The organism is Maribacter spongiicola (assembly GCF_052119685.1).
In the GTDB taxonomy this organism is placed as follows: Bacteria; Bacteroidota; Bacteroidia; order Flavobacteriales; family Flavobacteriaceae; genus Maribacter; species Maribacter spongiicola_A.
Window position 1 is genome coordinate 84,211 of the sequence record NZ_JBGQOO010000003.1, and the last position, 21,312, is coordinate 105,522.

13 protein-coding genes are annotated in these 21,312 nt (G+C 36.2%); 2 read left to right on the forward strand and 11 right to left on the reverse strand.

What is annotated here, in order from left to right; translation table 11 throughout:
* Nucleotides 1-6: 6 nt before the first annotated feature.
* Nucleotides 7-2,187 carry an acylase gene (locus tag ACEN2N_RS06755; protein WP_441823617.1) on the reverse strand — a complete coding sequence of 727 codons (2,181 nt, stop codon included), beginning with the start codon at nt 2,185-2,187 and terminating at the stop codon, nt 7-9.
* A gap of 47 nt (nt 2,188-2,234) precedes the next feature.
* Nucleotides 2,235-3,281, reverse strand: a complete 1,047-nt coding sequence (locus ACEN2N_RS06760) for a TPM domain-containing protein (RefSeq protein ID WP_441823618.1) — start codon at nt 3,279-3,281, stop codon at nt 2,235-2,237.
* 162 nt (nt 3,282-3,443) lie between these two features.
* On the opposite strand from ACEN2N_RS06760, the gene ACEN2N_RS06765 reads away from it, so the two are divergent.
* On the forward strand, nt 3,444-5,180 hold the full coding sequence (locus ACEN2N_RS06765; protein ID WP_441823619.1) for an ABC transporter ATP-binding protein: 1,737 nt from the start codon (nt 3,444-3,446) through the stop codon (nt 5,178-5,180).
* A gap of 253 nt (nt 5,181-5,433) precedes the next feature.
* Here ACEN2N_RS06765 and ACEN2N_RS06770 read toward each other — a convergent pair whose 3' ends face one another.
* The 4 genes from ACEN2N_RS06770 to ACEN2N_RS06785 form a co-directional block, all read right to left on the reverse strand.
* Entirely contained in the window at nt 5,434-5,766 is a 333-nt protein-coding gene (locus ACEN2N_RS06770) for a 2Fe-2S iron-sulfur cluster-binding protein (protein WP_027065921.1), read from the reverse strand.
* 69 nt (nt 5,767-5,835) lie between these two features.
* Nucleotides 5,836-6,894: an NAD(P)/FAD-dependent oxidoreductase gene (locus ACEN2N_RS06775; protein ID WP_441823620.1), complete on the reverse strand. Its 1,059-nt coding sequence runs from the start codon at nt 6,892-6,894 to the stop codon at nt 5,836-5,838.
* Nucleotides 6,895-6,966: 72 nt separating this feature from the next.
* Nucleotides 6,967-7,209, reverse strand: a complete 243-nt coding sequence (locus tag ACEN2N_RS06780; RefSeq protein WP_424002994.1) for a NifU family protein — start codon at nt 7,207-7,209, stop codon at nt 6,967-6,969.
* Nucleotides 7,210-7,211: 2 nt separating this feature from the next.
* Nucleotides 7,212-8,354 carry a P-loop NTPase gene (locus tag ACEN2N_RS06785; protein WP_441823621.1) on the reverse strand — a complete coding sequence of 381 codons (1,143 nt, stop codon included), beginning with the start codon at nt 8,352-8,354 and terminating at the stop codon, nt 7,212-7,214.
* A gap of 214 nt (nt 8,355-8,568) precedes the next feature.
* Between ACEN2N_RS06785 and ACEN2N_RS06790 the strand changes: the two genes are divergently transcribed.
* Nucleotides 8,569-10,245 (forward strand): amidase, encoded by a 1,677-nt coding sequence (locus ACEN2N_RS06790; protein ID WP_441823622.1) that lies wholly within the window; start codon nt 8,569-8,571, stop codon nt 10,243-10,245.
* Nucleotides 10,246-10,450: 205 nt separating this feature from the next.
* Here ACEN2N_RS06790 and ACEN2N_RS06795 read toward each other — a convergent pair whose 3' ends face one another.
* From ACEN2N_RS06795 to ACEN2N_RS06815, 5 genes are all read right to left on the reverse strand, one after another.
* Nucleotides 10,451-11,116 carry an ABC transporter ATP-binding protein gene (locus ACEN2N_RS06795; protein WP_441823623.1) on the reverse strand — a complete coding sequence of 222 codons (666 nt, stop codon included), beginning with the start codon at nt 11,114-11,116 and terminating at the stop codon, nt 10,451-10,453.
* A gap of 77 nt (nt 11,117-11,193) precedes the next feature.
* The gene (locus ACEN2N_RS06800; RefSeq protein WP_441823624.1) at nt 11,194-13,620 is read right to left on the reverse strand and encodes an ABC transporter permease; all 2,427 of its coding nucleotides are present in this window, start codon (nt 13,618-13,620) and stop codon (nt 11,194-11,196) included.
* Between the two features lie 12 nt (nt 13,621-13,632).
* Nucleotides 13,633-16,041 (reverse strand): FtsX-like permease family protein, encoded by a 2,409-nt coding sequence (locus tag ACEN2N_RS06805; protein ID WP_441823625.1) that lies wholly within the window; start codon nt 16,039-16,041, stop codon nt 13,633-13,635.
* A gap of 88 nt (nt 16,042-16,129) precedes the next feature.
* The gene (locus tag ACEN2N_RS06810; protein WP_441823626.1) at nt 16,130-18,529 is read right to left on the reverse strand and encodes an ABC transporter permease; all 2,400 of its coding nucleotides are present in this window, start codon (nt 18,527-18,529) and stop codon (nt 16,130-16,132) included.
* Between the two features lie 255 nt (nt 18,530-18,784).
* Entirely contained in the window at nt 18,785-21,217 is a 2,433-nt protein-coding gene (locus ACEN2N_RS06815) for an ABC transporter permease (RefSeq protein WP_441823627.1), read from the reverse strand.
* Between the last annotated feature and the right edge of the window lie 95 nt (nt 21,218-21,312).

Sequence of the window (21,312 nt, forward strand, 5' to 3'; positions counted from 1 at the left end):
AACTACCTATTTTCTTTTCCCAGGTCTATAGGTCTCTTGTGCTCTTTTTAAAACATCTTCGCGATAAAAAGGAACTTCTTTCCAATTTACATTTTTATAGCGAACAATTTGATCGTCGAAATGGTGTGAAGAAGGATCACCGCTTTGCCCACCAGCCAATATACTTTTAGCTTTCACCTTTTCACCAAATTCTACAACAGCTACAAAACTATTACCCCTTGTACCATATAATTTTTTCGCACCGTCTGTTGTATAACGCGCACCATAGGCAGCCAAAGCTCCCCACCTTCCTGAAGCAAAACCAATAGGGATACTAGGTTTTGTATCATCGAATTGTTGAACGATATCTCCTGTAATTCTTTGATATCTATTAACCTCTCCCCACGGTATTTTCCATGTTACAAAATCAGCCGTTAGCTGGTCAATTACTTCTTCGAATATTTTTAAAGATTCTTCTGTATGGGTACCAAAATAGGTCATGCGCTCCATATCACTCATATTATCAGGATGCTTGGCGCTACTACCCATTGCTGTTCCATAAAAATGTGCCAATGTCATGGCAACTTGGTTTTCACCCGTAGTGTAATCCCAATTTTCAAGAATCTCAATAGGCTCCCTTAATTTCGGATTCTTATCATCATGAGCATTATATTCTTTCACCAAGCCAGGAATCAATGCTTTAAATGCCGGTAAATATGGGTCGTGGGCTAATTGAATTAAACTATCTACAGTATATCCTTTTCTATCCGTCAATAATTTGATCGCATGTACGCCCCTGAAATTTTCTTGATCTTTTGACATGTAATATGGGTAGTCTTCTTTCTTAGGACTGAATTCTAAAGCTGATGTATACGGCGTAGAATTACAGTTTTGGATCCACCCATTTTCTGGATTTAGCACTAAAATATTCTCATCGACTGAATGTAAGCCTTGCCAGTCTGTTTTAGGGTTACTACCATCTACCGGTAGTTCATAATTAAATTGAACATCTCTTTTAGGAACAAAATTTCCGTGGAAATAAGCAATATTGCCCTCTGCATCTGCATACACCGTATTGTTGCTGGAATTCGTTCGGATATCCATCATATCACGAAAACCTTTATAGCCACTTTGTTTGGAGCGAACAAATGATTGTTCTAATGCTTTTACCGGTTCCCACATCATGGCAGATGCTGTCCATTGTCCATCGACAACGTGGGTAATTGGTCCGTGGTGAGTTCTATATGCCGGATATTTTTTCTCTTTCAACTTTTTACCATCAAGGTATTTCAACACTATTTCAGATGATTGTACCGGTCGCAATTCTTCTCCGTATTGATAGAATAAATTATCATCGTTCTTAACAATAGTTTCTTTAAATTCATCCATTACATCGGTATAGGTAGATGTATGCATCCATCCGGTTTTTTCATTGAATCCTTGGTAAACAAAAAACTGACCCCATGTTACCGCACCATAGGCATTTAATCCTTCCTCTGAAACCACATGAACTTCTCCCCTAAAATAAAATGAGGTATGCGGATTTATCAATAATAGCGGATTACCAGATTGCGTTAGTTTACCTGAAATCGCAATACCGTTAGAGCCTTGTGGTTCTTCTACTTCTTTTTCTTTTTTCAGCTTTAGCGCTTCCATTTCTGGTAAAGCCATATTACTATCATAAAAAGCAGCTATCTTTTTTGTTGAAATACGCTCAATATCTCCGCCAATTGAACCTTCGCTGAAGTACATTGGCATCCACGGTTCAAAATGGGTCAATAATCTTGGTTTTACTTTTGGGTGCGTGTATAAATAGTAATTAACCCCATCGGCAAAGGCATCACATAATTCTTTTAACCAAGCGGGACTTTTTTCATAATTAGCTTTCGCCTCTTCTTCGCTCATAAACAATTTTGCACGCAAATCGCTATATAAAGCTTCTTCGCCATCTACTTCTGCCAACCTACCTGTTGCCCATATATAGTTCTGCTCAACGCGATTGAAATCATCCTCGCATTGTGCATATAATAAGCCAAAAACCGCATCGGCATCTGTTTTACCATAAATATGAGGCACCCCAAAATCATCTCTTATTATTTCTACATTAGCAGCCTGAGCTTCCCATTTTTCAATTTCATGGTTCTCAGGTTTCTCAGTTTTACATGATAAAACCAAGACAAATGCCAACAAATAAATAATTCTGTTCATAGCTACTATTTTAATGAATTCTTGAGATGTATAAATGTACTTGATTTTTACCAACTACCGCTCGATCCTCCACCGCCAGAACTTCCACCACCACCAGAAAATGAACTCGAACTACCACCAGAAGAGCTACTGCCCGAACTAAAAGAATGTGTACCTGAAGATGAGAATGTTTTTCTGTAATAGGATTTGTCATTTTTGATCCAAGAAATGCTCAAATCTTCTTTACCAGAAATCTTAAGTTTTATAAATGCTATTATTGCGGCAATACCAAAAAATGGAAGAAGTAACCACAATATAAGACTGGGTTCATCAAAAATAAAAGCTGCAGCTTGGGAATTGGACATGTAAATACTGTAGCCTATAATTAAAGGAACAATTATAAACACCAAACCGAAAACACTTGAAAATGATCCTGCCAAAAGCATAAACACTCCAGGCAACACCCCTAATTTACCCATGAACATACCTCTAAAAACCTCGATAACATTGACATAGCTTTTAAGAAAGAAAAAGCCACCAACCCCTATAAATATGGAGAAAAATATACCAAGAAATATATTCATATATAGCTTCCCTTTAGAATCTTCATCGGCAATCTCTTTTTTAAACTCCTCTAGTGCTTCTGGATTATTTAAAAATTCTATGAGCTGATTACTAGCCTCATTGATACCTTTAAAATATGCTTCTTCCTTAAAATTAGGAATCATCGTATTTCTAATAATTCTTGATGCAACGGCATCTGTAATGTAGGGTTCTAAACCAGAACCTACCTCTATTCTTACTTCTCTATCTAATTCTGAGAATAAAATTAATAGTCCATTATCTTTACCCTCTTGACCGATTCCGTTTTGGTTAAATAAACCATTGGCATAAGTTTCAATGGTATCATACCCTAGTTTTTCTATCGTTACTACCACTAACTGATTTGTAGTATTCTCTTCAAGCTCAACTAATAGATGGTTTAGTTCAAACACTTCACTAGAAGTAAAAACACCTGCGCTATCGGTTACAAAGTCTCGCAACTCATAATATTGCTCTTGCGCATTCGCGTAAAATGTAACTAATAGAAAAAATAAAATGGTCTTTTTGAGCATTGGTCGGTAATCTTAATACTCAAATATAAAAACCTTTATTGATTCAACTATCGATTATCAAAACCTATTCTAGATTCGGTAAAACTTTAGAATTGAAGTACCTTGCGAAGGTTTGTTAGAAATCTTGATTGGCACAGACTAATCATCAAACAAAAAATACCTATGGCAGAAAAAAAAGTAACAGTACTTTCCGCATTTAAAACAATTATTTGGCCAAGGCGAAAGCTTGTATTTATTGGCTTGCTTTTAATTGTCATCAGTAAAGCGGCAAGTTTTGTAGCACCATTATCCCTTAAATATTTAATGGATGATATAATACCGAACAAAAACGTTGAACTTTTAAAAATTCTTGTACTTGCTGTTGGTTCGGCAATTTTAATACAATCGGTCACCTCATTTTTACTAACTAAAATTTTGAGTGTTCAGGCGCAATATTTAATCTCTGAACTTAGGGCACAGGTACAGAAAAAAGTTCTTTCATTACCTATCAGTTTCTTTGACAACACAAAATCGGGCGCATTGGTATCTCGAATTATGAGTGATGTTGAAGGGGTTCGTAATTTAATCGGCACAGGTTTGGTGCAATTGGTAGGTGGTACTATTACTGCCGTTGTATCTTTAATTTTACTTCTTCGTATAAGCTGGACAATGACCATTTTCACACTAGTTCCTTTAGCTATTTTTGCTTTAATCGCCTTGAAAGCTTTTAAGGTAATACGACCTATATTTAGAAATAGAGGTAAAATCAATGCCGAAGTTACCGGTAGACTAACCGAAACCTTAGGTGGTGTTCGTGTAATAAAAGGATTTAATGCCGAAGCACAAGAAAACAAAATCTTCGAAGAAGGGGTTGATCGTTTATTTCAAAATGTGAAGAAAAGTTTAACTGCCACCGCATTTATGACCAGCTCATCTACTTTTTTGTTGGGATTGGCAACTACAGGTATTATGGGAATTGGCGGTTATAAAATTATGATGGACGAATTGACCATTGGTGATTTCTTGACCTTTACTTTTTTATTAGGATTGATGGTTGCCCCTATCGTTCAGATGAGCAATATTGGAAGCCAATTAACCGAAGCTTTGGCAGGTTTAGACCGTACCGAAGAATTGATGAACATGGTGCCTGAATCTGACGAGGAAAACCGCACAGAGGTTCTCAAAAATTTTGAAGGTAATATCATTTTTAATGATGTATCATTTGCTTACGAAGAGGACAAAGAAGTGCTTCATAATATAAGTTTTGAAGCAAAATCTGGTGAGGTTATCGCTTTAGTCGGTAGTTCTGGATCTGGTAAGAGTACTATTGCCGGGTTGGCGGCTACATTTTTGAATCCGCAATCGGGAAGTATTACCGTTGATGGTGAAGATATTGCCAAAGTAAACTTAAGTAGTTTTAGAAAGCATTTGGGCGTTGTTCTACAGGATGAGTTTCTTTTTGAAGGTACCATTCGCCAAAACATTCTTTTTCCAAGACCTAATGCGACCGAAGAAGAATTAACGGCAGCAGTTAATGCAGCTTATGTTAATGAATTTACAGACCGTTTTGAAGATGGTTTAGAAACTTTAATTGGGGAACGCGGAGTAAAATTATCTGGTGGTCAACGCCAACGTATTGCTATTGCACGTGCGGTTTTGGCAAACCCTAGAATATTAATATTAGATGAGGCTACCTCTAACCTTGATACTGAAAGCGAAGCCTTAATTCAAAAAAGTTTGGCAGAATTAACCAAAGGAAGAACCACTTTCGTTATCGCACATAGATTAAGCACAATTAGAAAAGCGAATCAGATATTAGTGATTGAAAACGGACGCATTGCTGAACAAGGTTCTCATGAAGAGCTAATCGTTAAAGAAGGTAGATACCATAATTTATTTACGTATCAAGCTAGGATATAGGTTAGGAGTTAGGAGTTAGGAGTTAGGTAAAATAAAATTCAAGTTTAAGTTAAGTTTAAGTTCAAATTTAAAAATGGTTGTTGGTTGTTGGTTGTTGGTTGTTGGCTGTTGGTTGTTGGTTGTTGGTTGTTGGTTGTTGGCTGTTGGAAAATAAAAATTTATTTTCCAACATTAGACTAACACGAGCTTTTAAAATTAATTCAGCAGACTGCTTCGTCAGTCTCCATTACATCTCGTTTCCTCGCAATGACGCTTAAAGCTCTTCTGGTGCAAGCTCTACTTCAAGTCCGTCCATATCTTCAGTAATATGTAATTGACAGCCTAAGCGTGAATTATCTTTTACATTAAATGCCTCTGATAACATGGCTTCTTCATCATCACCCATTTCTGGAAGTTCTGTATCTGACAATACATAACATTGACATGATGCACACATTGCCATACCACCGCAAATACCTATAGTACCTTCTGGTGCAAGTTCATAAGAACGAACTACTTCCATTAGATTCATATTCATATCCGTTGGGGCATCTATCTCGTGCAACACTCCATCGCGGTCAGTTATTTTTATCTTGATATCAGTCATTAAGTAATAATTTTATAGCCTAAAACACATTTGTCGTTAGACCGCGCTCAGGATGACATTTTATTATAATTATTCTATTGCTTTCACTACGGCTTTTGGCGCTTCTTTCTTAGTACCATCAAAACCGTTTACACCACCTACGGTAGTATATTTCATGACGTACTTTTTATCTGGATGAATTTTTTGAAATGCACTTTGACACATTAATGTTGCTTCATGAAAACCACAAAGAATTAATTTCAATTTGCCAGGGTATGTATTTACATCTCCAATCGCGAATATTCCAGGTATGTTTGTTTGATAATCGAACGTATCAACCTTAATAGCATTCTTTTCTATATCCAACCCCCAGTCTCCAATCGGACCGAGTTTTGGTGAGAGTCCGAATAAAGGGATAAAATCATCTACCTCTAAAACAAGTTCTTCGTTATCGTCAGAAATTTTTCTGATTAAAACAGATTCTAATTTATCACTACCATTAAGACCAATAATCTCTGCAGGGGTAATTAAATTAATTTTGCCTTGGTTCTTTAATTCTTGAACCTTCTCTACAGAATCTAAAGCTCCTCTAAATTCATTTCTTCTATGTACCAAGGTTACTTGCGATGCTACATCTGCCAAGAAAATACTCCAGTCTAGGGCAGAATCACCGCCACCAGCTATAATTACTTTTTTATCACGATATACTTCAGGATCTTTAATCATGTAAGCAACACCGTTGTCTTCGAATTTCGACAAATTATCTAACAAAGGTTTTCTAGGCTCAAAGCTTCCTAAACCACCAGCAATAGCGACTATCGGCGCATGATGCTCAGTACCTTTATTTGTGGTTACTACAAAAGTACCATCGTCTAATTTTTTGATTGTCTCTGCTCGCTCGCCTAAAGTGAAACCAGGTTGAAAAGATTTTATTTGTTCCATTAAATTATCGACCAAATCACCTGCCAATACTTCTGGAAAACCAGGAATATCATAAATAGGTTTTTTAGGATAAATTTCAGAACATTGTCCGCCTGCCTGTGGCAAGGCATCTATTAAATGGCATTTTAGTTTTAGGAGTCCTGCTTCAAAAACGGCAAAAAGACCCGTAGGTCCCGCGCCAATTATCAATATATCGGTCTTAATCATTACTTCAATTCTATGTAATATCCTTCAAAATTATCAATCTATCCTATTATAAATTATGATAATTATCAGGCATTAAACTGCTACATTTATTACTTCTTGAATTTGCGGGGCGTACTTTTTAATGGTCATTTCAACGCCACTTTTTAGTGTCATTTGATTCACACTACAACCAACACAAGCACCTTCTAATCTTACTTTAACAGAAGATTCATCATCAATAGAAATCAATGTTATATCACCACCATCACTTTGTAAAAAAGGTCTGATTTCTTCTAATGCTTTTTCAACATTTAATTTTAGTTCTGCTGATGTCATACTTATTTTTTATTAACAGGCGAGCAACCCGCCATTGTTGTAATCTTTATGGCTTCTGTAGGTGGCAGAGTTTTATTTCTAGCAACAACCTCACTCACTATTTTTTTTGTCAATTCTTCAAACGCTTTTTCTACAGGCGTTGATGTCTGTAATGCTGCAGGTCTACCTGCATCACCAGCTTCACGTATACTTTGTACCAAAGGCATTTCACCAAGGAAAGGTACATTTAAATCTTCTGCTAGATGTTTAGCACCTTCTTTACCAAAAATATAATACTTATTGTCTGGCAACTCTGCAGGCGTAAAGTAGGCCATATTTTCTACAATTCCCAAAACAGGTACGTTTATAGAATCTTGTTGAAACATTGCCACACCTTTTCTTGCATCGGCAAGTGCAACTTCTTGTGGTGTACTTACAACAACTGCACCTGTTATTGGTAAGGCTTGCATAATACTTAAGTGTATATCGCCCGTACCTGGTGGTAAATCGATCAACATAAAGTCTAAATCGCCCCAATGAGCATCAAAAATCATTTGGTTCAATGCTTTAGAAGCCATTGGTCCTCTCCATATTACCGCTTGGTCTCTTTGCGTAAAAAAACCAATCGATAATAGTTTAACTCCATAACTTTCTACCGGCTTCATTTTAGATTTGCCATCTATAGTTACCGCAAGTGGTTTATCGTTCGCAACATCGAACATTATAGGCATTGATGGCCCGTAGATATCGGCATCTAATAAACCTACTTTAAAGCCCATTTTCGCTAAAGTAACTGCTAAGTTGGCCGTTACGGTAGATTTACCTACCCCACCTTTACCGGAAGCCACTGCTATAATATTAGAAATGCCCGGTATCGCTTTACCTTTTATCTCATTCACTTTCGGTTTTGCTGCAGGAGCGTCGACCTTAATGTTTATTTTAATTTTGGCTTTTTCGTAAACTTCTCTGTGTATGATCTTTAAAATCTCTACCTCGGTCTTTTTACGTGCTTGTAAGCTTGGGTTTGCAATAGTAATATCAACTTCTACCTCATCGCCAAAAATCTGAATATTGGTGACAGCACCACTTTCTACCATGTTTTGACCTTCACCCGGAACGGTAATATGTTCCAACGCCTTTAAAACATCCTTCTTATCTATCTTCATTCTATAAATTCATTCTAAAACCTGCTTGTTGGCAAGCTGGTTACAAAGATAATCCTTAGATGTTAGATTATGAAGTTAGCGTATTGAAAATGAAGATGCCATTATAATCAAAACCTCTTATTAACAGATGTTCAATTCTTGATTATTTATGATTTACAGGTAGAAATAAACTATCTAAAAACCGTAATTTAGAATCTTCTTTAAAACTTAAGTCATGCACCAACCTACCAAAAGATTAGCTCTATTTTTATTTCTTTGTCTCTTTACTTTCTTACTCATTACATCTTGCTCTAGTTCTAAAAATGAATTCTCTAAAAAAGATGTAAAAAGAGCGCAAAAGCTAGTGGGATTAGATTTCGATAAAAAATATATTGACACCCTATACCCTTATCTAAAACGAAATAAAGAAGGTTTTGACACCCTACGTAAATACACTTTAGATAACGATGTCGTACCTGCAATACAGTTTAACCCTTTACCTTTAAACTTCACCCCAAAAGCACAAGCAGGATTCCCTGAATGGGAAATTCCAAATAACGTAGAACTACCAAACAAAGAAGCTGACCTAGCTTTTTACTCCATACCTCAACTTGCCTCCCTCATTAAAAGCAAAAAAATAAGTTCGCTAGAATTGACGCAATTTTTTATAGCCCGATTAAAAAAATATAACCCCATATTACAATGTACAATTACCATAACCGAAGAAATGGCCTTAGTACAAGCTAAACTTTTAGATGCCGAGCTTGCTGCCGGAAACTACCGCGGAATTTTACATGGCATACCATACGGCGTAAAAGACCTTATGGCTGTCGAAGGTTATAAAACCACATGGGGTGCAGAACCTTATCGTGATCAACAAATTGAAATGACAGCTACGGTGGTTGAAAAATTACAGGCTGCTGGCGGAGTCTTAGTTGCTAAATTGGTTTCTGGTTCATTGGCACGTGGCGATGTTTGGTTCGATGGAAAAACAAAAAATCCGTGGGATACCGAACAGGGTGCTACAGGGTCGTCTGCAGGTTCGGGATCTGCAACCTCAGCAGGATTAGTTCCTTTTGCCTTGGGAACAGAAACTTTAGGTTCAATTACATCGCCAAGTAATAGAAACGGAATTACGGGTTTACGCCCAACATATGGTAGAGTTAGCAGACACGGAGTGATGAGTTTAAGTTGGTCTATGGACAAGGTCGGACCTATGGCAAGAAGTGCCGAAGACTGCGCTATTGTATATAGTGTAATTACCGGTAAAGATTCAAAGGATGGTATGACTACCGATTTCCCAGACGGATTTGAACCCAAAAAAAATTACAAAACACTTCGCGTTGCATATCTAAAAAAGGATATAGACAAAGACACCTCGCTTAGTAAAGACAACTTAGAAAAGGCATTGAAGACTTTTAAAGAAATGGGAATTACGCTAGACGAAGTAGAATTACCAAAGGATATTCCCTACAATAGTTTTGATGTGATATTACGAGCTGAGGCAGGAGCTTTTTTCGACGATTTGGTACGTTCTGAAAATGTTGATAAAATGGTGGAGCAAGATCAACGCTCACGTGCAAACTCTTTACGACAAGCTCGTTTTATACCTGCAGTGGAATATTTACAAGCTAACCGTCACCGACAAGTGCTTATTGAAAAAATGCAGGCTATCATGAAAGATTATGATGTGCTGATCTCACCTACATTTGGCAACAAACAATTAATTATCACCAATCTTACCGGACACCCGGTTATTGCAATTCCAACAGGTTTGGATAAAGAAAAACACCCTACCAGCATCACCTTAGTTGGTAATTTATATGACGAAGCGAGTATACTTTTATTAGCCAAGGCTTTTCAAGACCAAACCGAATTTGACGAAATGCATCCTGAAGGGTATACGGATTAGTGGTTGTTGGTTGTTAGAATACTACATTTTTTTTTCAGTTAGGAACTATTTGTTTTCAAAAGTTTCGCGACAGTTCTCCTGAGCTTAGCCGAAGTACACCCATTATTCAATAAAAAAATGAATAATGGGAACACGAACTGACATTCGAAAATAAATTCTAACCTATAAGTTTTCAACTACACTCAAAATAACATTCCGTAGAAATTTAAATCTTTCTACCATCTAAAAGGTTGATAATTCTTGAACCGTACTCCGCATTCTTTTCGGAGTGTGTTACTTGAATAATCGTAACTCCGTCCTCTTCATTTAGCTTCTTAAAAAGCTCCATAATTTCTTCGCTTTGCTGTGAGTTAAGATTTCCGGTCGGTTCATCTGCCAATATCAATTTTGGCTTACCTATCAATGCACGGGCTACGCCCACCAACTGCTGTTGACCGCCACTTAATTGTGTTGGGAATAAATCTTTCTTGCCAACTATATTAAATCTATCTAACATATCTGCCACTAACGCTTTGCGCTCAGAACTTTTTATCTTTTTGTACAACAATGGCATTTCTAAATTTTCTTCAACCGTTAAATCATCTAACAGGTGATATGATTGAAATACAAAACCTATGTACTCCTTATACAAATTAGAGCGATATTTCTCTTTTAACGTGTGAACCGATTCACTCAGAAAATCATACTCGCCTTCATCAAAAGTATCAAGCATACCAATAACATTCAGCAAAGTAGATTTCCCTGATCCCGACGGACCCATAATTGAAATAAACTCCCCTTCGGCTACTTCTAAATTAATATCTTTCAGCAAAAAAATACGTTGACCGCCTTGCTGTACCCATTTGAAAATATTTCTTAATTGTAATAACATGATTTTTATAGTGAATTAGTTTGTTAGTGATTTGTTGTTGCTTTTAAACTGAACGTATTTATACTTTTTAAAAATAATTATTCATCACGCAGAGATTCTACTGGGTTAGCCACTGCGGCATTAAAGCTTTGCCAGCTTACTGTTAACAATGCAATTAAAAGTGCTGAAATACCTGCAAGCGCAAACACCCACCAACTAAGTGTTGTTCTATAAGCAAACCCTTCAAGCCATTGACTCATAACATACCAAGAAATAGGTACTGCAATAACAAATGCCACACCAATCCATTTTACAAAGTCTTTATTTAAAAGTGTAAGAACTTGAGGTATTGTGGCTCCATTTACTTTACGGATACCAATTTCCTTTTTTCGTTGTACAACAGTGTATGAAGTTAGACCAAAAAGACCCATGGCTGCAATCAATATAGCTAGTAAAGTAAATACCTGAAAAGCAGCTCCAAAAGATTTATCTTCTTGATATTGTGCCTCAAACTTTTGATCTAAGAACGTATAGTTAAAGGTACTTTTTGGAAATATTTTAGTCCATTCGGATTTTATCTGTGCGATGGAAGATTCAAAACCTGCAACCGACGCAGCAGAAGCATCTAATTTTATTAAAATGTTATTTACGTCACGCTCATATCTAATAACCATTGGCAATAAAGGGCTTTTCAATCCAAAATGATAATAATCCTTAATAACACCTGTTACCCTCCATTCATTTTCTCCCCAGAAACCTACCGTTTTATTCAGTACTTCATCATAGGAAGAAATGCCCATATTCTTCAGAAAAGTTTCATTGACCACTACTTGTTTTCCATCGAAATTTGATGAAGGTAGAAAGGTACCACCAGCTAAAAATTCGATATCCACCAAATCAAAATAATCTGGTTGCACATGATATGTGTAGAATAATTTATCATCTTCTTTAGTACCATTTGGCAATAATATGCCTCGGTTAGATGATAGATTATCAAAACTATCACCGGGGTAACTTTGTGCAATCGCAATTTTTTCTACGAATGGTAATTTCTTTAACTCTTCCTCTAAAACCTTATACTCATTTATAAGTAAAGAATCTGGCCTAGTCGTTACCACTTCGCCCTTTAATGCTATAACTTGATTAATGTCAGTACCTATAGGCTGGCTTTCTAAGAAACTAATTTGTTTGGTTACCACAATAGTGCCGATTAACAAAACAATCGTCGCTAAAAACTGAGCTACAATAAGTCCTTTTCGAATTGCCAAGCCTTGTGATGAAGTCTGTATTTTACCTTTTAGTGCTTTTATTGGAGAATAACTACTTAACAAAAGAGCTGGGTAAAGACCCGCAGCAACCATACCGAATAGAATAAAAAGAAAATAAGGTAAGAAAGCCGACAAACTCCCTAATTGTAAATTAAGCCCCTTTCCTGTGATACCATTATATAACGGCAAAACTATAACCACTAATAATAACGATAATATAATAGCAATTAGGTTCAACAATATTGATTCAAATAAAGATTGAATAATCAATTGCGATTTTTGGGCGCCAGACACCTTACGAATACCTGTTTCCTTTGCCCGCTCCATCGATTTGGTTACAGAAAGGTTTACATAGTTTAACCAAGAAAGTATAAGAATAATAAAGGCGATGGCCATAAGAAACTTTACACGGGTAATACTACCATTTGCAGAAACTTCATAAGGCTTATTTGAATATAAATGTATGTCTTCAATAGGCTCTATATTATGCTGTTCTTCCGTATCTTCTTCAATATCGCTTTCAATTATCTTTTGCCGCAACACATCTGCATTCGTATTTGGGTCTAATTTTATAAAAGTATAATAATTGTTAGCATTCCAATTAAGTTCATGCGCTTTCGGACCCCAGTCTGTCCATGTTTTTTCAGTTTCGTAAGAGATTAAAAAGGTATTTCTATAATGAGCATTTTTAGGAATATCATCCATTACACCTGTTACGGTAAGGACAGCTTCTTTACCATCTCTAAATGCTGAAATCGTTTTCTGTAGAGGGTTTTCATTCCCAAACAACTTCTGAGCAAACGATTTTGAAAGGACTATTGAATAAGGTTGAGAAAGTACGGTTTCTTTCTCTCCCTTCAATAATGGATAGTTAAAAATATCAAAGTAAGAAGGATCTGCCAATGAGCCCAAGGGCTGCTCAAATATTCTTTCGCCCAATTGGAACGTCATTTTTTCAAAATAAAAGAATCGTACATAATCCAACACTTCTGGAAACTCACTTTTTAAAGTTGGACCAGAAAGATTATAAGTTTGTGCATCACCAGCAACAAAGGTGTTGCCTTCCAAATAATCCATATACACTCGATAAATATTTTCGGACCCTTCAAACTTATCATAGCTCTGCTCATAATTGATATAGAGCATAATAAGCACAAAAGAAGCTATACCTATTGCCAATCCAAAAATATTGATGAAAGAATAAAGCTTATTCTTAGACAAATACCGAACTGATATTTTCAAATAATTACGTAGCATATCTGTATAGTTTTACTCTGTTCTTAAACTTTTTACCGGATTTGCCCTAGCTGCTCTAACGGTTCTTGTACCAATTGTTAGAAAGGCAATTATTAATGCCAGCGCACCCGCTGCCACAAAATACCAGATACTCAATTCAATTTTGTATGCATAATTTTGGAGCCATTCGCGCATTGCCCACCATGCAATTGGTGAAGCGATTACAAAGGCAATCAAAACCAATTTCAAAAAGTCTTTGGTCAGGATATAGGTAATTGAGGTAACACTGGCCCCAACTACTTTTCTTATGCCTATTTCTTTAGTTCGTTGCGATACTATTAACAAAGACATTGCGAAGAGCCCCATACAACTTAACAAAATTGCTATTACAGAACCACTGGCAATCATTTTAGCCGTTGTTTTTTCTTGCTTAAATGTTCTATCTATATTCTCGTCTACAAAGGATCCTAAAAATTCTGCATTAGGTTCTAGTTTTTTCCATGCAGATTCAATGGCAGCAAATGAATTGGCCATGTTAGCTGGCGAGACTTTTACAAAACCATAGGTAAGATTTTGTTGCCTACTCATAAAAAAAGTCATTGGCGCAATTTCCCGATCTAAATCTGTGAAATTGTAATCTTTAACAACCCCATAAACGGGATAAAATACACCATCATCAATCTCTAATTGTGAAACTAGCGGATCTTGTTCTCCTAATTCTTTGGCCATTGCTTCATTGATTACAACTCCTAAGCTATCACCGGCACTCGCAAAATTTCTTCCAGTTACCATATTTAATCCTAATGTTTGGATGTATTCATGATTAACCACTAAAAAATTAGTCAATACAATACGGCCTTTATATTCAAAACCAATGCCGCTAGAAGACCTACCACCATCTTTTCCTAGGCCCAAATTACTATCAGAACCGCTGACTGAAATTATATCTGGATTACCGCTTAGCTCGTCACGCAACAATTCTACCATATCGTGACTATTTCGCTTGCCGTTTAAAGGAAAGGAAACCACCTGTTCTTTATCAAAACCTAAATCCTTATTACGCATATAATCAATTTGCCCCCATAAGACCAAAGTGCCAACAATCATAAGAATTGCTATGCCAAATTGAAACACCATAAGTACGTTTCTCACCTTATTGCTGCCCGAAGATTCCAATTTTCCTTTTAAAGACTGAATCGTGCCTAAACGGCTCATCAATAGTGCAGGGTAACCACCAACAAGCATGGTAATAACAAGGACTGTTAGTAAAAGTCCTACTAAAAATACAGGTGATAAAAGTAGTTCTGAAGAAATCTGTGTATTGAACATTGACTTAAAATCATTCAAAAAAACTGCACTCAACACCACACCAATAGTTATAGATAATAGAAAAACAAACAAACTTTCGCTCCAAAATTGAAAAAACAGTTGCTGCTTTTGTGCCCCTAAGGTTTTACGCATACCTATTTCCTTTAGACGTTTTGCCGTCTTTGCAATACTCATGTTTATATAGTTGACACAGGCAATGAACAATATTAATAAAGCGATACCGAAAATGAGGTACGGTCTACTCCTACTCACCTCAACAAATCCATTTTTAAAATTTGCAAAATGTACATCTTTAAGCGAAACCAGTTTAAGATTTATAAAACGACCATTTTCATCTGCCGTTGCTCCATCTCTTTTTAAACGATTTATACCTTCCTCGTAGTGAAGATCAATAAAGGGCTCGCTACTTTTTTCAAAAACCGATGCCGTCATACCTTCGTCAAGTTCTACATATACCGCGTGATATTGTCTATCCCACGCTTCTTTACTTTCATTATACTCGTTATGACTTTCAAATCTAGCGGCAATTTGAAAATCTAAATTGCTTTGCGGAAGTATATTGTCTGCAATAGCACTTACCGTAAATGGCGTTTCCTGCCCATTTACCAAAAGGTTAAACGTTTTTCCAATAACATCGGTTGACCCAAATAATTTATTTGCCCCACCTTTTGTAACCACAACAGAATTTAAATTATCTAAGGGGTTCTTATCATTCCCGTTAAGAATAGGAAAGCTGAACATGGAAAAGAATTCTTGGTCTACCCAAATAATATCCATACTTACCTCTTTGTCATTATAGAGCGCAAGCGTTCCATCTTCTACACATCTGGCTATTCGTTTCACTCCAGGTACCTCAGCATATAATGCAGGAGCTAAAGGTGCTGGTTGAACTGTACCTGCTTTTGGTCCTTTAGGAGTTTGTTCTGTACGCACAACCTTATAAATTGAATCGACATTTGCGTGAAAACCATCATACGAAAGTTGAAACATGGCTGCCATTCCCAGCAATATTGCCACGGCAAAAGCTATGGATAATCCCACTACATTTAAACCGGTATTCGTTTTATCTTTTATTAAGTTTCGCCAAGCAATTTTTAAATAGTTTTTAAACATGATGAGTGTTTTTATATTTTTTATTTCTTCGAGCGTAATCAAGAACTACTTATCTCTCAACTGCACTAAAGGTGACAGCTTTATTATATTACTCGGTTCTCAAACTTTTTACAGGATTCGCTTTTGCTGCTTTTATAGCTTGAAAGCTAACGGTTAGAAGGGTCACAAACATAGCACCTACTATGGCTATTGCGAAAATCCACCATTTTAGAATTACTCTATATGGGTACTCTTGTAGCCAACCGTTCATTACAAAATAAGCAATGGGCACCGCTATGAAACAAGAGATAATCACCAATTTTAAAAAGTCTTTAGACAACATATTCCATACATTAAAAATAGAGGCTCCCAAAACTTTTCTTACCCCTATTTCTTTCTTTCGCTGTTCTGCCACAAATGAGGTTAAGCCAAATAAGCCCAAACAACTTATTAATATTGCAAGTGCTGTAAATACCCCAGAGAGTGTTCCAATACGTTCTTCAGATGCAAATTTTTCTCCATATTCCCCATCAACAAAATCATACTCAAATGGGATATCTGGAAAGTGCTCTTTAAATACATTTTGTATGAAAGCTATGTTCTGGGTAGCACTTTGGTTAGGGTTCAACCTCATGTTATAATAACTAGCATTGTCATTTCTATCATACACATATACTCCTTGTTTTACTGGTTCATAGGGTGATTGGGTAATCATATCTTGTACAACACCTATTATTTTTAATGGTGGATTAGGGTCTTCCTCATTATCATCTCTTAATAACTGACCAACCGGATTCTCCATTCCCAAATATTTCTTAGCAGTTTCATTAATTAACACCCCCAAAGAATCTGTAGCAAAATCTCTAGAGAAATCTCTTCCTTCTACTATTTTCATATTTAGCGATTTTGCGTATTCTGGAGACACTTCTGTCCAAGCTAGATCTTCTTGAAAACCTTCTGGCTTTCCTTCCCAAGTAAAACCACCTCTATTGGACCATATTTGCGTTGTTGGACTACTAGATGTTGACATTTCTATCACTGCACCTGACCCCAAAAATTCAGTTCGCATTAAATCATACTTACCAACAAAATCTTGACTGAATGTTGGCACCTGAATTAAACCTTCTTTATCGTACCCTACAGGTCTATTTTTAGCAAAGTTGATCTGTTGCATAACTATTACAGTACCAATAATAAATGCCACGGAAACCGTAAACTGAACCACAACCAATATTTTTCTTGGCAAACCTGCATATTTCCCTGTTTTAAAGGTGCCTTTTAAAACATCTACTGGCTTAAAGGATGAAAGATATAATGCCGGATAACTACCTGCCAACAATGATGTAAACAAAATGAATAGTAATGAAACTCCCCAAAAAACTCCATTACCCCAAGGAAATACAATCTCTTTTTTAGAAAGTTCATTAAAGCCGTTTAATGAGAGTAACACTAGTAAAATAGCAACTACGAAAGCAAATAATACAACTATAAAAGATTCACTTAAAAACTGATAAATTAACTGTCCTCTTTGTGACCCTATTGATTTTCTTATACCTACTTCTTTACCTCTTTTCTCTGACCTTGCGGTACTTAAATTCATGAAATTTATACATGCCAAAAGCAGTACAAAAGCCCCAATAATACCAAAGAGCCAAACATACTTAATTCGACCTCCTACTTGTTTACCATTTTCAAAATTGCTACGTAAATACCATTCCTCCATGGGGAAAAGAAATATCTGAGGGTTGAATTGCGCTGTATCTTCATTTAGGTCTTTCTTTACATTCTTGATCGTACTATTTACTTTATCAAAAGTTACATTATCTGCCAATTGTACAAACATCTGAAATGAATTGTTACCCCATTGATCTTCTGCATTTCGTATCCATTCATTATTGGCTAAATACTTTTCCCACGGAATTACAAAATCGGTATCATTAAAAGAATTATTTACCGGTATATCGCTATACACAGCACTTACATTCATCTTATGTTCATTACTTACCGTAATTATTTTGCCGATAGGGTCTTCATTACCAAACAGAGCATCCGCAGTAGATTCAGAAAGCATGATAGAATTAATTTCTCTTAACCCGTCTTTTTCTCCTTTTATAATGTTTAAACCAAACATTTCTAGACCAGCTTTTTGCATATAATTGCCTGGTCTAGATATATTTTTTTCACCATATTTTAGATAGTGATCATTAGTCCAAGAGCACATAATAAGATGCTTAAAATTGTCGCCATAACCGTCTCGCAAACCTTTTTCTAATGGTCTAGGTATTGCAGGTCCTGTACCTGTTTCTCCATTAAAAGTTTGTGATTGAAAGACCTGGGCAAGACTATCTTTATTTTTAAAATAGCGATTATACGAAAGCTCATCTTGTATCCATAACCCTATGATTAAGGTTACTGCCATACCTAATGCTAGTCCGCCAACATTGATAAACGTATATCCCTTGTTCTTTAAGAGATTTCGCCAAGCTATTTTCAAATAGTTTTTAAACATGATTGTTCGTTTTTTGATTGATTATTAGCTTATGCTAAAAATTGATTGTTGATTGATGACGTAAAACTTAAGTCTAAATTCGTGCCACACTATCAAAATACTGATTATCAAATGTTTAAAATAAAAACCGATATGCCGAGTGTAAAATATTTTGACAAAAGATGTACAATATATTTACAAAGACCGATTAAAAATCAGAATGTTACACTACCCCTTGTATCAACTTAATACGACTAATTGCCACCTATAAAACGGCTATTCTGAACGTAAACTCTTTACCGGATTTACAACTGCCGCTTTTATACTTTGATAACTAACCGTGACAATAGCTACAACTATTGCTAATACTGCTGCCAAAGCGAAAATGCCGACACCGATTTCAATGCGGTACGAGAAATCTTCTAACCACTTATTCATAACAAACCAACCTATTGGCAATGAAACCAATATTGCTATACCTACCAATTTTAGAAAGTCTACCGTAAGTCGGTATGAGATTTGACTTACAGTAGCCCCCAATACTTTTCTAACGCCAATTTCTTTTGTACGTTTTTCAGCATTAAAGGCAGCTAATCCAAATAATCCTAAACAAGCAATGAAAATGGATAGTAAAGTAAAAATGAAAAATATCTGACTTAGTTTTTGCTCAGCTTCGTAAGTCGTATTATAAGCTTCGTCCATAAAGCGATAATCGAAAGGTTGACCTGGTGCCATGGCCTTCCATATACTTTCAATGGCCGCAATATTATTTGTATAATTTCCACCATTCATTCTAACTGCCATATTTTCGGCATCAGTATTCAAATGCATTCCTAGTGCACTAATATTGGTACGTAACGACGTATAATGAAAGTCTTTAACGACTCCAATTATAGTATAGTACGTAGGATTTTCTAGTTCTATTTCTTCTGATATGCGCATACCTAAAGCTTGTTCTGCCGTTACATTCATAATAGGCAACGTAGCTTCATTTATAATCATAGCCGTAGAATCGGATGCATATTGCGGATTAAAATCACGCCCAGCAACTATTTCCATTTCCATAGTTTTTAAATAATCGGAATCTACGTTCCATTCTTGCATTTGAATGGCACTTTCTTGATCTCTTGCTCCCTCTTCAAAAAACGAACTATTTGATCGCCAAGAAGGTGTTGGGTAATAATCGCTTAACGTAGCACTCTCTACATAACCCATTTTAGCAACTTGCTCTTTAAAAGCTTTGGTCTTGGATCCTAGTGCTCCTATCTCATTAATTAACAACACTTGATCTTTGGTAAAGCCCAAATCTTTGCTCTGTATATAGTTTAATTGTTGAAATACGACCAAGGTACTTATGATTAGAAATACCGATATTGAAAACTGAAAGATGACCAATGCATTACGTACTCTGCCATTTCCTACACTTTCAGTTGCACCACCTTTTAAGCTTTTAACTGGTGTAAATCTTGACATGAAAAATGCCGGATAACTACCCGAGAAAACACCCAGTAAAACGGTAGCTACCAACAACATCAACCAAAATAAAGGCTGAGTAAACGGAATTACGATTGATTTACCCGTGAAGCTATTGAAAAGAGGTAATGCTATTAATGTAATTAATAGTGCCGCTATTAGGGACAAAAATGCTATTAAACCTGATTCGGTTAAAAATTGAAATATCAGATTCGATCTATTAGAACCAAGGGTCTTTCTTACCCCGACCTCTTTAGCCCTCTTTAAGGAGTGTGCCGTAGATAAATTCATGAAATTTACACTTGCCAAGATGATTAAGAACAGCCCAATAAAAGAAAGAATGTAAATATTTTGGATACTGCTTGTCGCACTCATTTCCGAGCTTTTGTCGGAATGTAAATGGATGTCGGTCAATGCCAACGTGTGATACCGAATATAATTACCCGATGCCGCAAACGACTCGGCCGTCATACCCGGAAAATATTTTTGTGCCCATGGTAACATGTACCGCTCTAACATGCCTTGCAAGGGTTCTTGAAAATCTTCTGCCGTCACGCCCGGTATTAGTTTTATAAACGTAAAATAATTATTTCCGCCCCAATTATCTTCTCTCGATGCCACGTTGCCCGCCATGGCTAAAAACACACTATAGTCTTTGAAATATGAATTCTTGGGCATGTCATCTATTACACCGGTTACCGTGTATGTATCGGTATTATCTAAAAGTAAATTCTGACCAATAAGATCTGTTGAACCAAAATGTTTCTCTGCGGCAGTTTTGGTAAGTACTAAAGAATTAGTGCCCGTCAACGCTGTTTTAGCATTACCAGCAATTAAATTGATACCAAAGAACTCGAAAACAGTAGAATCGGCATACGTTATTTGGTTTTCTTTAGCACTTCTGTCTCCTCCAACTTTCTTCACATACATACTACCTACCGTTCTAAAACGAACTGAAGATTCTACCTGCGGATAATCTCTTTTTAATGTTTCTGCCATTGGTGCTGCAGATTCACCTGCTTTGATTTCTGCTCCGCCAAATTTTATATCTGAATCTATGCGATAAATTCTATCTGCATCGGCAAACATTTTATCATAACTAAGCTCGTCGTAGATGTATAGCGAAATAATCAATGCACCAGCCATACCAATGGCTAGTCCGAATGTATTTAGAAAAGTAAAAAAGGCTTGCTTTTTTAAGCTCCTCCAGGCAATTTTTAGATAGTTTTTAAACATGATTTTTGCTTTTTGATGCTTAGACTTTGCTTAGCGTGATTTGATGATGATGATGATGATGATTGACAACAATAATGAGAAGTCTAATTTCATGC